The following is a 15068-nucleotide window of genomic DNA, read 5'->3' as shown; positions in this document are numbered from 1 at the left end:
GACCCGATCCTGGCGTGCTAAAGCTGGACGCTTCTTTGGAAACCCAACGGGACCGCACCTCGCAAGGGTGGTCCCGTTTGTGTCTGATCCCGGCCGCAGGAGCCTCGTCGATCAACCCGGCACCGGTCGATTTATAGACCCGAGACGGGCGATCGCCATCGAGCGCTGGATCAGATCCGGGAATTGGTCCCCGGAGGCCGATGCTTGCGCCAATCCATCGGTGCTATAGGCGGGCCATGCCTCGCCTGCGCTCCGATTTCTGGGTCTCGGCCCATCTCCGCCGTCTCGCCGTCGAGGGGATCGACGCGGTGCAGCGACGGCGCGGTGCGCCCGAGGCGGGAGCCATCTTCGTGAAGGTCGACCGTCTGGATGGCCGGGCGGACCTTTATGGTCCGGCCCCGCAATCCCTCGTCGATACCGGGGACGGGGCGGACCGCAGCTTCGTCCGGCTGATGAGCGAAGCCTCGCCGCCCGATGTCGAACTCCGCATCGGCAAGGAACTACGCTTCGACGACGATCTCTGGATCATCGAGATCGACGACCGTGCAGGCCGCCACCATCTCGATCTTGCCGAATAGAACGACGCGGGCCCCGGTGGGCCGTCAGGCCGTTCCGGACTGCCGCACCCTGCCGGGCAGGGCCGGGCGTAGCGGGGCGCGCTCGGTGGCGGGCATGCGGGGACGCACCGCGTCGGGGGCCGCGTAGGGCTGGTGGGCGGAGCCGCCGTTGAGCCGCTCGGCCAGCGGCATGTCGAGAACCGCACAGAGAAGGTCTCGGGCCGCACCGCGCGGGATGGTGCGGAACAGCTTCACCAGATCGTAGACCCGGTCCACGGAGCGGGCCACGGTCTCGTTGAGGGTGAGGAAGACATACACCGCCTCTTCCTCGTGCAGCCCGACCGCGCGAAGCGCCAGGGTCAGGAGGTCGTAGCGGCGGCTCGGGTCGGGTGTCCCGGCGAGGAAATTGCGCTGCAGCCCGAGCATGTCCGACAGTGCACCGACGAAGCCGGCCACATCCTTGCGCCCGGAGAAACCGGTGAGGATGGCTCCGGCCTCGCGCGGCAGGGGAGGCGCTGGCCGAAGTGCGGCGCGCGAGCCCACCGCCCGGCCGATCGCCTCGCGGAGTTCCTCGTCGGAGTACAGAAACAGTGGTCCGAGATCGCCAGGAGCAAGGTCGGGACGGGCGAGCAGCGCCTGGGCCAGGTCCGGCCTGGTTCTAGCGCGACCGACCAGGAGCGCGACGGTGGTGCCCTGAAGGCTGAGCTGCCAGTTCTCGGCAAGGGCGAGATCGATGGCCGCGACGTCGCGGGAGGCCATCTCGTCGATGAGGCTGCGGCTCAGATCGGCCCGTCGGGCGATGGCGACGGCGATGTCCGACCCGTCCGCCAGTGCGGCCTCGATCACGAGCGCCGACAGGTCCGGCGCCTGCGCGATCACCAGATCCCTGATCTCGCCGCCGCGTGCGGCGAGTGCGGCGAGGACCGATTGCGGGGTCGCGGGGAAGGGCGCCAGCTTGCGCGCCACGATCTCGGCCGTCTCGTCGTCGACGGTCGGGATCAAGCCGCCGGCCAGGGATTCGAAGGCCTCCACCGTCTTCCTGTCCCGCGCGGTCGCGGTGAGGAAGAGATCGGTCTGCACCCGGAGGATGACAGGTTTCAGATCGAGGTCACCGAGACGCGACAGTTCGATCAGGCCGGAGAAGTCCGGCGCATCGTCGAGAGATGGGGACATGGCACTTCGTTTACGCAGAACTCGCTGGACACAGCTTTAGCGAGCTTGCGTGAACCGACCTTTAAAGGGCGACGCCGCCGCGCCGCCCTTCTTGCCCCATTGCGGGATCAGCCGACCAGACGCGCCTTGTTCTCAGACGTGGAATCGGAACCCTTCGGCGGGGGGAACACCACCGGTGTCACGGCGCCGGGCGCCATCGGACCCGTGGCCGGCGCGGAGGGTTTCGACACCATAGCGGCGCCGTTCACCGGCTGGGGTTCGGCGGGTTTCGCGGGTGCCGCGACGGGCGCAGTCACGGGCGCCGGCATCTCGTTGCCCTGCAGGGCTGGCGCGAGGGCCGGTTGGCTGCGATCGTCCTTGTCGACGAGGTCGCCGGTGACATCGTCGCTAGACGGCCCTTCGAGCAACTCGGTCGGCGCCTTCCAGACGAAGGCGTCGAGATGGCCGGTGACCGGCGAGACCGGCGCCCAGCGCTCCGAGGCGATCCCGTCCGCGATCCACATCGGGTCGCGCGGGGCGTGGGCGGCCTTGGCCAGCCATTCGCGTGCCCGCCCTGTTCCCGCACCGTGCTCGGCCTCTTCGATCTTCGCCATGGCGAGGCAGGTGCGGACGGTCGGACGCTCGGCGAGAAGGGGCGCCAGCGCTTCGCGGGCCTTGCCGAATTCCTGCGCCTCCAAGGCGGCCTGCGCCATGGCGAGCCGGGCTTCGGGGTGCCAGGTGGAAATCTTGGCGAGGGTTTCGGCCCGAGCGAGCCGGTCGCGCACGGAATCGCCCACGCGCAGGCCGAGATAGACCTTGGCGAGGTCCGGGTGGGGATTGGCGCGCCAGGCCGCTTCGACGATCTTGGCCGCTTTCCTCAGGTCGCCGCGCCGCGCGAGCAGGCGTCCGGCGATGCAGGCGGCCGGGACGAGGTCGGGCGCGAGCTTGACCGCATCGAGAGCGCGCTGCGTCGCCGCTTCGGGCTCGCCGGCCTCGCGGGTCTGTGCGGCGGCGGTGAGAAGGACCGCGCGCTGGCGACGGGCGAGCCCCTTCTCGATCAGGCCGAGGGAGGCACGGCGCTCCACCGTCTCGACGGCGCCGCTCCAATCGCCATCCGCGCATTGCGCCTCGAGCACGGCCTCGTTGGCCCAGGTGACGCTGGGTGCGAGGCGCGCGGCCTCGGACGCATAGGCACGGGCGGCCACGTCGTCCTCGCGACGGCGGGCCTCCACGAACAGCCCGCGCAGGCCGAGCACCCGCGTCTCGGGATCGTTGACCATGCGCTGGAACGCGTGTTCCGCCGCCTCGCGGTCACCGGAGATCTGCGCGGCCTGCGCCTTCAGGAGGAGCGCCAGCGGCTCGGCACCGAGCAGACGCTCGGCGTCGCTGGCATGGCGACGCGCCGCCAGGGGATCGCCCGAGCCGACCGCGACCATGCCCCGCGAGAGAGCGGAGAAACCCTTGGCCCGGCGACGCTCCTTGGAGCCACGGACCAGGGCCTCGGGAAGCGTGATGATTCCCCTCACCACAGCCCAGATGAACCCGATGACGATGGCGGCGATGAGCACCCCGATCAGGGCGATGGCGAGGCTCGTGGCGACCTCGTACCCGTTCCACACGATGGTGACCGTGCCGGGCCGGTCGGCGATCCATGTCGCCCCGAAGGCGGCAATGGCGAGGAGGGCTAGAAAGGCGAGGGCGCGCCACATGGGATCACGAACTCCGGAAGGTGGCGTCGGCCGAGGAGGGGACGCGAGTATCGGGAAAGGCGGGCAAGCTGCGCCCGCACACAATGATCGAGACGGCGCCGCCCGGCGATCCGCGCGGACGGACGGACCTCACCGGGCGGTACCGGTCGACGGCAATGCCTTGAACGCGTCCGCCAGCAGCATCCGCGCGGCGTCACCCGCCGCGGCCCGCGAGGCGAGCTTGGTGCCGAACTCGCCGGCCTGCCCGCGCACATCCTCGGGCAGGCCGGCAAAGGCCTTGGCCGCCTCGGCGATGGCACCGCGATCCAGCGCATCCTGCACCTTCGGCACGGCATCCTCGGTGACGGTTTCGCCGGGCTTTGCCGGCGCGTCGACCTTGCGGACCTGGACGATGGATTCGGCCATGCTCATCAGGCGCTGCTTGATGTCGCCTGTCTCGGCCACCGATTTCGCCTGGGCCGCCTTGCGGTTCGCGGCGATCCGCTCGGCGATGGGACGGAACTCGGCGGCGAGAGACGTGGCCGTCGGAGCGCCCTTGTCGGCGAAGGCCGCGACGGCGCTGAGTCGTGCCGGATCGCCGGGTTCGGAGCTGCGCAGGGCCGCCAGCGCATCGGCATAGGGCGAGCCGGTGTTCAGCGCGCCGACGATGCGGTCCGCTGCGACGACCCGCATGGCGGCCTGGACGGTGGAGGCCTCCGCGCGGCTGGCCAGGGCCTGATCGAGGCCGGCGATCTTCTCGGATTGGGCCTGGATGAGCCGCTCCACGCCCTTGGCCGCTTCGGCCGCCTGCGCCTTGTTGGCGTCGACCGCCTGCTGGCTGGCCTGCGTCGCGGTCTGGACCGCTTCCGTCGCGGCCTTGACGCGGCTCTCAAGGGTTTGCTGCAGGCTCGCGAGCTTCTGGTTCAGCGCTTCCCCGGCTTCGGCATTTGCCTTGGTGCGCGTCTCGAGTTCACCCTTCAGGGCGGTGACCTGGCTCGCAAGGCCGTCGTTGGCGGCGGGCTTGGCGGCGGTGTCGACCTTGCCCTCGACGGCCTTCAGCCTGTCCTCTAGACCGGTCAGCGTCTGGGGGGTGATGGCGGTGAGACCGGCATTGCCGGATTGGTCGCGTCCCGGCTCTTCCTGTAGAGCCGCCACGCGCTGGTCGAGCCCATCGAGCCGGGCCATGAGATCCGGCGGCAGGGTCGCGGCTGGCGCGGATCCGTCACCGGTCGGCACCGTGGTCGGTACCGCGGACACGGATCCCGCCTTCTGCAACGCCTCCTTGGCGGTGGCATCGGCTGAGCGGATGGACTCTTGCAGCGGCTTCAGGCCGGCCTCGTTGGCGCCGATGCGCTTGTCGAGGGCGGCGAGGGCCTCCTTCGGCGCAAGCGCGGCGATCTTCTGGTCGAGGGCGGCGATGCGACCGTCCTCCGCGACGCCCAGGGCACCGGAGCGCTCCACGGCGAAAAGCAGGCCGGCACCGATGACACCACCGAGGAGCCCGGCCGTGGCGACCGAGCCGAAGCCCGCGCCGCCGCGCCTGGGTTCGGGCACGGCAACGGCCGGACCGATCTTGGGCGTCGTCGAACCGGCGCTCTTCGTGTCGGAGGGCGCGGACGGCTTGTCCGGGCTGCCCGTGAAGGTGGTGGAGCCCGAGGGTTTCGTCGCGCTCGAAGCAGGACCGGTCTTGGTGGCCTCTGTCGGATCGGAAATCCGCTTCGCCTTCAGGTCGATGATCGGCCCGTCGGTGATCTCCGCCTTCTGCGGTGTGGATTGCGGTCCGCTGGCGGCCGCTCCGGTCTTCGGCGCATCGCTACGCATCGATGACGGATTGCTTGCCGCCGCACCCGCGCCGATGGGGCCGGAACCGGCGGGTTTCACGGGCTCCGACTTCGCGGGATCGGGCTTGGACAGATCGGGCTTGGGGCCACCGGCCTTGCCGGCGTCGAAACTCGATGCGGCAGATTTCGGCGGCTCGGATTTGACCGGCTCCACCTTCGGCGCATCCGCTTTCACGGGGCTGGACGGAGACGTGCCCGCCTTCGCGGCAACGGGCGTCAGGTCCGCTGGCTTCACGTCGGCCGGCTTGCCATCCGAAGGTTTGGCGACCGTCGATACCGGTGTCGTGCTGGCGACAGGCGTCTCGGCCTTGGCCGGCTGGGCCGGTGATCCTACGGGCGGCACGATGGGCTTTGCTTCGCCTGAACTTGCGGAGCCAGGATTCGAGGAGCCAGGATTCGTGGAGCCCGGCTTGGCGGCGGCAGGATTCGTGGAGGCAGCACTCGTGGAGCCGGGAATCGGCGTGCCGGGCTTGCCCACTTCAGGCTTGCCGGTCTCGGGTTTGGGGCCGTTCGCCCCGGTGGGCGTTCCCGGACCTTTTCCGTCGCTGTTGGGTGGATTCACGGGCTTCTTGCTCCCTTCCCGACTTTCGTCTGCCGCATTCCGCAACCTGGCGCGTTCCGCGCTCCGTTTGCCGCCCTGCGGTCACAGCTTGTCATTCGTCCTAGCACCGAGGCCGCCGCCTCGGCGAGACCGCTTGTCAGAATCCTGATGTCAGGCCCGCGAGAAGTGAATCCTCATTGGCCTGTCCGGCAACGAAATGGGGAGCGATCCCAGCCCGAGCCAGGGGAGCCGCCACGTCCGCCGACAAGCAGTAATGCCTGAGCGCCGCGAAAGCTCCGCCATATCCCGCCTTGATGGCGAGTTCGCAAGCCGTCGCGGCGCTTCTTCGTGAGTAGTGCAGCACGCCTGTCAGCGTGGACGGGGGCGCGAGCGCCGACGCCACCAATGCGGGCAGCGACGGCACGGCTCGTGCGCCATAGGCAATGTGGCTCGTCAGCCGGAAGCCTGCCCGTGTCAGGGATGCCTCCGGTTCCGCCTTGCGGTCCTCCCCCGCCACATGCAGCAGGGATGCTCCCGGCGAGACTTCCCGCTCCACGAGGCCGACGAGATCGGCGGCGTTGCCGTCGGCCGTCTTCACCAAGGCGAAACCGCATTCCCGTGCCAGCGCCGCCGTGCGCGCGCCCACCGCGAAGACGGGGACGCTATGAAGCGGGTGCCATCGCGAGGCTTGCCGAAGCGCGTTCGCGCTGGTGACGACGAGACCGTCGAAGGGGCCTTCCGGCAGGGGAGCATCCGTCGCCGCCACAACGAGGACCGGCGCCACCAGGGGCTCGAAGCCCAGGGCGGAGAGTCGCTCGGCCGTGCGCGTGGCGCCCGGCTCGGGCCGCGCGATCCAGATTCGTGTCGCCACCATGGCTTCGGATTCGCTCCTCGGCGGGCCGTTGGCAAGCCGGTTCGATGACACGTGGTTGCCGGTGGACGACCATCGCTGGCTCCGGCCGTCGTTGCCCTCCACCGTCATGCCCGGCTAGGGTGGGAAACCTTGTCTCCGTGAAATCCAAAGCATCGTCATGAACGTCCTCGGCATCGAAACGACCTGCGACGAGACGGCGGCCTCCGTCGTGATGCCGGGCGAGGACGGGCGCGGCCGCATCCTCTCCAACGAGGTTCTGAGCCAGATCGCCGAGCACGCGGCCTATGGCGGCGTCGTGCCCGAGATCGCGGCCCGCGCCCATGTGGAGGTGCTCGACCGCCTCGTCGCCCGTGCCCTCGACGGTGCCGGAATGACGCTGTCGCAGGTGGACGGCATCGCGGTCGCGGCCGGGCCGGGCCTGATCGGCGGGGTGCTGATCGGCCTCGTCACGGCCAAGACCCTGTCGCTGGTGGCGCGAAAGCCCCTCATCGCGGTGAACCATCTGGAGGCGCATGCGCTGACGGCCCGGCTCACCGACGGCATCGGCTTTCCCTACCTGCTCCTGCTGGCCTCCGGCGGGCACACGCAGCTCGTGGCGGTGAAGGGCGTGGGCGATTACGTCCGCCTCGGCACCACCGTGGACGATGCCATCGGCGAGGCGTTCGACAAGGTGGCGAAGCTCCTGGGCCTCGGCTATCCGGGCGGCCCCGAGGTCGAGCGCATGGCCGAGACCGGCAACGGGGAGCGTTTCGCCCTGCCGCGTCCGATGCTCGGTCGCCGCGAGCCGAACTTCTCCCTCTCCGGTCTCAAGACCGCCCTGCGGATCGAGGCCGAGCGGCTGGCCCCGCTGTCCAGCGCCGATGTGGCCGATCTCTGTGCCAGCTTCCAGGCGGCGGTGGTGGACGTGGTGGTGGACCGGGTCCGTGTCGCCCTGCGCGAGTTCGGCTCCATCGCGGGCCATCCGACCGCCCTCGTCGCCGCCGGCGGGGTCGCCGCCAACGGCGCGATCCGGCGTGCGCTGACGACACAGGCCAACGAGGCCGGTCTCGCTTTCGTGGCCCCACCCCTGTCCCTCTGTGGCGATAACGGCGCGATGATCGCCTGGGCGGGAATCGAGCGCCTGCGCCTCGGCCTCGTGGACGATCTCACCGCGCCGGCCCGCGCCCGCTGGCCCTTCGCCGAGGCGGCGGCGGTTGCCTGAGGGTCTTTTGAAAGGGACCGTGCCGCCCGTCGCCCTGCAGAGGCGCTGGCGCGACCTCGTCGACCGGCGTCTCCCCCAAGCGGCACGCGCCCGGCCGGAATGGCCGGTGCGCCTCGATCATTGTTTCGCGCGCATCCTCCTCGACAATGCCTGCGGCGGTCCCTGGCGCGAGAGCGTGGCCCCGCCCGCCTGGGCGAACATGCCGCCGGACCGGCTCTCCCTCGCCATCGATCTCGGCGAGGCGGTGCTGGCCGAGAAGGCCGATCTCGGGCTCCTCAACCGGCGTTCCCTCGCCTGGCGCGGTAAGATCCGGCGCAGCGTGCCGCCGCCGGTTCCCGCCTCGCTCAAGGGGCAAGGCTTCGTCCTCCGACGCTGGCTTCGTGCAGACGATCGGCGTTTCGCGGATCTCAATGCCGATGCGGAGGTGATGCGTCATTTCCCCTCCACCAAGAGCCGGGGCGAGAGCCTGATCGAGGCGCGCGCCATCGACCGGCGCTTCGAGTCCGACGGGTTCGGGCCCTGGGCGCTCGACGTGCCGGGGGAGGGGTTCGTCGGCTTCGTCGGCGCCATGCGGCTGGTCCGACCCATGCCGTTCGGGGGTGGGGAGACGGCGGGCGCGACGGTGGAGATCGGCTGGCGACTGGCCCGCTCCGCCTGGGGACGCGGCCTCGCCACGAGAGCCGCCAGGCTCGCCCTCGACGACCTGTTCGGGCGCTGCGGCGTGCCGGCCGTGGTGGCCTTCACTGCCGCGTACAACACCCCGTCGCTGCGGGTCATGCACCGGCTCGGCATGGTGTTCGCCGAGGATTTCCTGCATCCGGCCCTTCCGGCGGACGACCGTCTCCAGCCGCATCGGCTCTATCGGCTCTATCGGCTGAAGGCGGGCGGGACATCCTCGATCGGGGACCAAGCGCCAGAGGACCATCGATCATGAGCGAGCGGATTGCGGTGGTGGGCGGCGGCGCCTGGGGGACGGCGCTGGCCAACGCGGCGGCGGCCACGGGGCGGCCCGTGACCCTGTGGCTGCGCGACGGGGAGGCCGCCGCTCGGCTTCAGGCCAGCCGCGAGAACGCCCGCTACCTGCCCGGCGTGACGCTGCACGACGGCATCCGCGCCACCGGCGAATCCGGGGATCTCGCCGGCGCGAACATCGTCCTGATGGTCACCCCGGCCCAGACCTTGCGCGGCGTGCTTGGCGCCCTGCGCCCGTCCCTCGATCCGCATGCGGCCATCGTGCTCTGCGCCAAGGGAATCGAGCGGGGCAGCGACGCCTTCATGAGCGCGGTGGCGGCCGAGGCGATGCCCGGCACGCCCGTGGCCGTCCTGTCCGGCCCGAGCTTCGCGGCGGATGTCGCCCGCAACCTGCCCACCGCCGTCACCCTGGCCGCGGAAGATGGCGCCCTCGCCGGCCGCCTCGCCGCCGCTTTGTCCGGCCCGGCTCTGCGCGTCTATCACACCGACGACGTGCGCGGCGTCGAGATCGGCGGGGCGGGCAAGAACGTGCTCGCCATCGCCTCCGGCATCGTCGCGGGGCGCGGCCTCGGCGAGAGCGCCCGCGCCGCCCTGATCGCGCGGGCATTCGCCGAGCTGATGCGGTTTGCCCGCGCCTATGGCGGACGGCCCGAGACGCTGATGGGATTGTCCGGCCTCGGCGATCTCGTGCTGACCGCCTCCTCGGCGCAATCGCGCAACTTCGCCTTCGGCCAGCGCCTCGGCGCGGGGGCCACCCCGGAGGAGGCGGCGGGCGGCAAGCTCGCCGAGGGCGCCTTCACCGCCGCCGCGCTCATCGCCCTGGCGCGCCGCAACGCGGTGGAGATGCCGGTGGCCGAGGCCGTGGCCGCCATCGTCTCCGGGGGAGCGAGCGTCGATGCCGTGGTGGCGGGGCTCCTCGCCCGTCCCCTCAAGGGGGAGGCCGAATGAGCACGGGGCCGATCCACGCCTTTCTCTCCGGCACGGGTCGTGATGGCGCGCGGCGCAGCCTCGCCGATATTCTCGCCTTCGACGATGCGCGGATCGAGGGCGTGCACGACTATATCCAATGGTGCTTTCCCCTGGCCGAAGCCAGCCGCGCGGTGCCGGGCGCCCCGGTGCTGGGGCGCGACGAGGCCGAGGCGATCCGCGCCGACGAGACCGCGCGAGAAGGCCTGCGCTCGGCGCTCGCACGGATGCGGCTCTTCTATACCCGCACCGACGGCTGGCTGCGCCCCTACGACCACAACCACCTGCGCATCACCCGGATACTCAACGCGATCCGCAGCCTCCTCGGTCCGGACGAGGCGGAGGCGTTCCACGCCTTCGTGACCGCGCGCAACGCGCAAGCCGGCTCGCCCATCAACGATGACAGCCTGCGCTATTGGGGATCGGCCCTCCGCGACGCCTGACGGCCACGCTTTCCCGCGCTAAGGAGGGGCCGACAAGCGAGGCGAACGATGGCGTATTGGCTCTACAAATCCGAGCCGAAGACTTGGTCCTGGGACCAGCAGGTCGCGGCGGGGGAGCACGGCACGCCGTGGAACGGGGTACGCAACCACGTCGCCAAGCTCAACCTGATGGCGATGCAGGTGGGCGAGCGCGGCTTCTTCTACCATTCCAACGAGGGCAAGGCGGTGGTGGGGATCGTCGAGGTGATCCGCCCCTACTACCCCGACGACACCGACCCGACCGGTCGCTTCGGCATGGTGGATCTTCGTGCGGTCGAGCCTCTGAAGCGCCCCGTGACCTTGGAGGCGATCAAGGCCGAGCCGCGCCTGAAGGCGATGGTACTGGCCAACAATTCCCGCCTCTCGGTCCAGCCGGTGACGGAGGAGGAATGGGCGATCGTGCGCGGGATGGGTGGGCTCGTTTAGAGCTTCCCCACCCCGTCCGACCAAGCGATCAGCCCGTCATGAATTGCGCCACGGCACGCTGAAACGCCTCCGGCGCTTCCTCGGCGACGAAATGGCCGCTCTCCTCGACGATGACCGTCTCCACCCGATCGCTCTCGCGGTTCAGCGCTTCCGACAGGCGCGAGCCCACCCCGTAACGGCCCGTGATGGCCAGGACCGGCATTGCGAGACGGCGTCCGGCGAAGCTCGCCGCGAGAGCGGCGTCGTCCTTGAGGGCGCGATAGTAGTTGAACCCCGCTCTCATGCCGCCGGGGGATGCGTAGTGCCGCGCGTACTCCGCGATCGCCTCGTCCGTAACGGCCTCCTTGCTGTGGGACCACGCCCTGATCTGGTCGCGGATATAGCCACGCTCCCGACCGGCCGTGAGCTTTTCGGGGATGTCGGGGGCCATGTGGAATCCATAGTGCCACGCTCCGCCCCGGAGCGGGTCCATGTTCTCCGTGCCGGGAAGAAGGCAATCGGCGAGGACGAGTCGGGAGATCCGGTCGGGGTGCAGATGCGCCAGGACGTAGGCCGCCTTGCCGCCCATGTCGTGCCCGACCACGCCCGCACGGCCACCCGCCTCGTGGTCGATCAGAGCGCGGATATCCTCCGCGATGGTACGTTTGTCGTAGCCCGATACGGTGCGCTCCGAGAGACCGAGCCCCCTGAGATCGGGCGCGATGACGGTGAAGCGGTCGGACAAGGCGGCCATCGTGGCCCTCCAGGCCGCCCATGTCTGCGGCCAGCCATGCAGGAGGACCAGGGGCGGGCCGGACCCGGCGACGACGTAATGCATGAGGATGCCATTGAGCTGCGCGAAGCGGCTGGCCGCTCCCGGCGGCAGCACGCCCGCATCCAGCACGGAATCGGGCACCGCCCCGAGCGCGGGTGCGATCCCGAGCGCGAGGGAGGCGCATGCGGCGGAACGGAGGAGGTCTCGGCGCTGGATCGGCATGTCGGCATCCGTCATCGTTGCGATGCAGAATGGTTGTCCGATGCCGACGCAGCGTCTACGCGCTGGACAGCGCTCGTTGCCATAACCAGGGGTTATGCGTGGATCTCACCGTCGCCCTGCGCGCCTTCATTCGCACCGTGGAGCGCGGTTCGATGACGGCGGCCGCCGAGGATCTCGGGATCTCGCAGCCTGCGGTGAGCAAACTCCTGCGCAATCTCGAAGCGCATACCCGCGCCCGGCTGCTGGAGCGAAATTTCCGCGCCATCCGGCCGACACCCGTGGGGTTGCGTCTCTACGAAGCCTCCATTGGCGCCCTCGCCACCATCGACGCCGCAATCGACGAGGCTCGGAACGAAGCCGGGACGATCGGAGGTTCCCTGCGCGTGCACGGCCCGGTTTGCTTGGGAGAGAGCCGCCTCCACCGGATCGTCGCCGACTTTCAGGATCGGCACCCGGCCGTCTCGGTCCGCCTGACCCTCGAGAACCGCTCGGCCGATCTCATCCACGAAGGCTTCGATCTCGCCATCCGCATGGGCCGCCCGGTCGACCAGGAGGCGATCCTGCGTCGGATCGGGCTGGTCCAGCGCATCCTCGTCGCGGCACCGTCGTATCTCGAGACACGCGCTTCGGTCACCGAGCCGCACGATCTCCTCGACCACAGCCTCCTCGTCACCGACACGGTGTTGTCCCGGGCCGATACATTGCCCCTGTGCCGGAACGGTGAGACGGTCGAAGTCCCGGTGCGGCCGGTGCTGACGACCAACAACGCGCGCGTCCTCATCGACGCCATGTTGTCGGGGCGGGGGATCGGGACGGCGCAGGTCCAACTCGTCACGGAGGAACTGGCGAGCGGGCGTCTGGTCAGAGTCCTGGGTGATCACGAGATCCGGCCGACCGAGCTTTACCTCACCTACTCCTCGGCGAAGTTCCTACGGCCGACGGTGCGCGCCTTCGTCGATTTCGTCGTCCCGGCCCTGCGCCGGATCGACGGCATCGTCTGATTGCCGGGGGGCTATCTCACCCCTGCCGCTGCGCCTGCGTCACCGCGACATGGATGAGTTCGGCAAGCGTCCGAACGCCGAGCTTCTGGCGCATCTGCGAGCAGGCGTTGGTGACGGTCTTGTAGCTCACCGACAGGTCGCTCGCGATGACGCCATAGGACTTGCCCTGGGCCAGCCGGGTGAGGATCTGCTGCTCGCGCGGGGTCAATTGCGATTCCGGCGTACGGCGCGGGTCGGTGCGCAGCATGGCGACTTCGGTGGCGAGGCGACGGTCGAGATAGACCTGGCCGGAACGGACCTTCTCGAAGGCTTCGTACAATTCCACAGAGGCGTGGTCCTTGAGCACGTAGCCCAGCGCCCCAGCCTCCAGCGCTCGCGATACGATCACCGGATCGTTGTGCATGCTGAAGACCAGGATGCGAATGCCGGGCGAGGCGCTGCGCATCCGGCGAATGAGATCGAGACCCGCGAGCCCGCTGCCCTGGAAGGTCAGGTCGCAGATCACCATCGAGGGGCGCAGGCGGAAGAACAGGCGGTAGCCCGCCACCGTGCTGGTCGCCTCGGCGATCCGCTCGATACCGGCGTCTTCGAGGACGCGACGGCAGCCCTGGAGGACGATCGGATGATCGTCGATCACGAGGACGGGCGCTTGGGTCGATGTCGGTGTGAACGCGTTCATACGGAAACGATCGGGCTCGTGTCCTCGGTCCGCTCGGGATCGAGCGGTATCACTATCCGGACAACCGTCCCCGGCGCCGCGTTGTCAAGGTGAAATGTGCCGCTGAGCGCTTCCACGCGCTCGCGCATCCCCGACAAACCGATTCCGCCGCGGAAACCTCCGTCGAGATCGGACGTGCGTTTCTCCGCCAGCCCGGTGCCGTCGTCGCGGATCTCCACCCGCAACGCGTCGGAGGCGTGGCTCTCGCTCACCTCCGCCATCACACGGCGCGCCTCCCCATGCCGGACCGCGTTGGTCATGCTCTCCTGGATGCAGCGGAAGACGGTGAGGTCGACGAGGTCGCCGTAGCCGCGGGCGAGGTCGGTGAAGCGGCCTTCGAACACCGTCTCGGAATGGCGGCTGCGAAAATTCCGCAGGAGAAGCTGCAGGCACTCGGCCAGCGGCACCTGACCCAGGGCATGGGGACGCAGGCGATTCAGAAGGTCGCGGTTCAGCCCCTGCACCTGCCCGACGATGGCGCTGATCTCGTCGGCGCGGGCCGTGAGCTTGGCCCGGTCCGGCTGGCTCTCGGCCTGCGCCATCCGTGTCACCGAGGCGGCATTGGCCTCGAGCGCGAAGAGGCAGGGGCCGAACTCGTCGTGGAGTTCCAGCGCGGTGCGCCGCCGCTCGTCGTCCTGCGCCGTGAGAAGCTGGCGGTTGAGGCGGCCATTGGCGGCGCGGGCTTCGGAGAGCGCCTCCGCGACGCTGTTGAAGCGCTCGGCGATGATGGCGAGTTCGCGCGAGGCGGGCGGGTCGAGCCGCACCGTGTAATCGTGCCGTTCGAGCTGGGTCAGGCCGTCCGCCAGCTGCGTCAGGGGAGCGAGGACGCGGCCGAAGGCGATGTAGAGGGCGCCGAGAAGCCCGAGATTGAGGCACAGGCTCGCGAGCGAGAGGGAGACCGTATAGCCCCAGACCTCATCGATCTCGTCCAGGGGTTCGGTGGTGATGAGCGCGGTGCCGATCCGCTGGCCCTGCGCCACGATGGGCAACTCGTCGCGCTGTGGCGTCGGGGCGATCAGGGCGGCGAACCAGCGCGGAGCGAGATGGCTCTCGCGGCGCGCGCGCGGGTTGGCCAGGGCGACCTTACCGCCCTCGGCATCGAACACCGCGACGCGGACATGGCGGAGGTCCTGCACCCGCAATTCCAGCGTGCGCAGCAGGCTCGCGGGGGAGGCCGATTGCGCGAGGCCGATCGTGTCGGCCACGACCAGTTCGATATTGGCGAGGGTCGCCTGCATCTCGACCTGCACGGCCGAGCGGGCATTCACCACGATGAGGCTGAACGAGACCACGGCCGCCAGCAGATCGATGGCGAGGACGAGGACGACGAGGCGTGCCCGCGTCGGCAGGGAGGCCCAGCGCAGGCGCGGCGAGGCGCGCTTGGCCGGTTCCACAGGCGGAGGGCCGGAGGGAGACAGGGTCATCGTCGATCGTACCGGGATGGATCTAGTGCCGCGTTGTGCTTGTAGCGATAACCCATCCGCTGGGAATGCGCGCATGCGGGATGGGGCGCACAGCGCCCGTTTCACCCCGACGCCGCGACCATCTGAAAATGGCGCTCGGCCGCAAGTGCTCGACGGATACCGAGCGTTAAGCGCCAATGCTTTATCCAGATACATGTGAGCGACGACACGGGCGTGACTGGCACGATGTCCGAGGACATCTTTGTGCCC

At 69.8% G+C, this 15068-nt stretch carries 14 protein-coding genes; 7 read left to right on the top strand and 7 right to left on the bottom strand.

Annotated elements, in window-relative coordinates; genetic code table 11:
* Positions 1-236 precede the first annotated feature (236 nt).
* Positions 237-578 (top strand): DUF1491 family protein, encoded by a 342-nt coding sequence (locus ACYQML_RS23965; RefSeq protein ID WP_056426063.1) that lies wholly within the window; start codon positions 237-239, stop codon positions 576-578.
* A 24-nt stretch (positions 579-602) separates the two neighbouring features.
* Here the strand turns inward: ACYQML_RS23965 and ACYQML_RS23960 are convergent, their stop codons facing one another.
* The 4 genes from ACYQML_RS23960 to ACYQML_RS23945 all read right to left on the bottom strand — a co-directional run bounded on the left by ACYQML_RS23960 (position 603) and on the right by ACYQML_RS23945 (position 6653).
* A complete protein-coding gene (locus ACYQML_RS23960) occupies positions 603-1730 on the bottom strand; it encodes a DUF2336 domain-containing protein (protein ID WP_056426060.1) in 1128 nt (375 codons plus the stop codon).
* A gap of 107 nt (positions 1731-1837) precedes the next feature.
* Positions 1838-3418, bottom strand: a complete 1581-nt coding sequence (locus ACYQML_RS23955; RefSeq protein WP_461228214.1) for a heme biosynthesis HemY N-terminal domain-containing protein — start codon at positions 3416-3418, stop codon at positions 1838-1840.
* Between the two features lie 129 nt (positions 3419-3547).
* Positions 3548-5800, bottom strand: coding sequence for a COG4223 family protein (locus ACYQML_RS23950; protein WP_461234262.1), 2253 nt, complete (start codon positions 5798-5800; stop codon positions 3548-3550).
* A 136-nt stretch (positions 5801-5936) separates the two neighbouring features.
* A complete protein-coding gene (locus ACYQML_RS23945; protein ID WP_461228212.1) occupies positions 5937-6653 on the bottom strand; it encodes a uroporphyrinogen-III synthase in 717 nt (238 codons plus the stop codon).
* 157 nt (positions 6654-6810) lie between these two features.
* Here ACYQML_RS23945 and tsaD point away from each other — a divergent pair, with 157 nt between their 5' ends.
* From tsaD to ACYQML_RS23920, 5 genes are read left to right on the top strand one after another with little or no spacing between them, the layout of a single operon-like run.
* Positions 6811-7854 carry a tRNA (adenosine(37)-N6)-threonylcarbamoyltransferase complex transferase subunit TsaD gene (tsaD, locus tag ACYQML_RS23940; protein ID WP_461228211.1) on the top strand — a complete coding sequence of 348 codons (1044 nt, stop codon included), beginning with the start codon at positions 6811-6813 and terminating at the stop codon, positions 7852-7854.
* A 19-nt stretch (positions 7855-7873) separates the two neighbouring features.
* Positions 7874-8788: a GNAT family N-acetyltransferase gene (locus tag ACYQML_RS23935; RefSeq protein WP_461234261.1), complete on the top strand. Its 915-nt coding sequence runs from the start codon at positions 7874-7876 to the stop codon at positions 8786-8788.
* On the top strand, positions 8785-9774 hold the full coding sequence (locus ACYQML_RS23930) for an NAD(P)H-dependent glycerol-3-phosphate dehydrogenase (RefSeq protein ID WP_461234260.1): 990 nt from the start codon (positions 8785-8787) through the stop codon (positions 9772-9774). Before ACYQML_RS23935 ends, ACYQML_RS23930 begins: the two co-directional genes overlap by 4 nt.
* A complete protein-coding gene (locus ACYQML_RS23925) occupies positions 9771-10235 on the top strand; it encodes an opioid growth factor receptor-related protein (protein WP_461234259.1) in 465 nt (154 codons plus the stop codon). The genes ACYQML_RS23930 and ACYQML_RS23925 overlap by 4 nt, the downstream gene beginning before the upstream one ends.
* A 48-nt stretch (positions 10236-10283) precedes the next feature.
* Positions 10284-10700: an EVE domain-containing protein gene (locus ACYQML_RS23920; protein WP_461234258.1), complete on the top strand. Its 417-nt coding sequence runs from the start codon at positions 10284-10286 to the stop codon at positions 10698-10700.
* A gap of 28 nt (positions 10701-10728) precedes the next feature.
* On the opposite strand, the gene ACYQML_RS23915 is transcribed toward ACYQML_RS23920, so the two are convergent.
* Complete coding sequence (locus tag ACYQML_RS23915) at positions 10729-11691, bottom strand: alpha/beta fold hydrolase (RefSeq protein ID WP_461234257.1); 963 nt, start codon at positions 11689-11691, stop codon at positions 10729-10731.
* 83 nt (positions 11692-11774) lie between these two features.
* On the opposite strand from ACYQML_RS23915, the gene ACYQML_RS23910 reads away from it, so the two are divergent.
* Positions 11775-12677, top strand: coding sequence for a LysR family transcriptional regulator (locus ACYQML_RS23910; protein ID WP_461234256.1), 903 nt, complete (start codon positions 11775-11777; stop codon positions 12675-12677).
* A gap of 16 nt (positions 12678-12693) precedes the next feature.
* Here the strand turns inward: ACYQML_RS23910 and ACYQML_RS23905 are convergent, their stop codons facing one another.
* A complete protein-coding gene (locus tag ACYQML_RS23905) occupies positions 12694-13356 on the bottom strand; it encodes a response regulator (RefSeq protein ID WP_056426034.1) in 663 nt (220 codons plus the stop codon).
* On the bottom strand, positions 13353-14819 hold the full coding sequence (locus tag ACYQML_RS23900) for an ATP-binding protein (RefSeq protein ID WP_461234254.1): 1467 nt from the start codon (positions 14817-14819) through the stop codon (positions 13353-13355). The genes ACYQML_RS23905 and ACYQML_RS23900 overlap by 4 nt, the downstream gene beginning before the upstream one ends.
* Between the last annotated feature and the right edge of the window lie 249 nt (positions 14820-15068).

Source organism: Methylobacterium sp. CM6244, assembly GCF_054817885.1.
The sequence above is the reverse complement of the archived record's forward strand: the minus strand, read 5'-3'. Positions and strand labels throughout refer to the sequence as shown.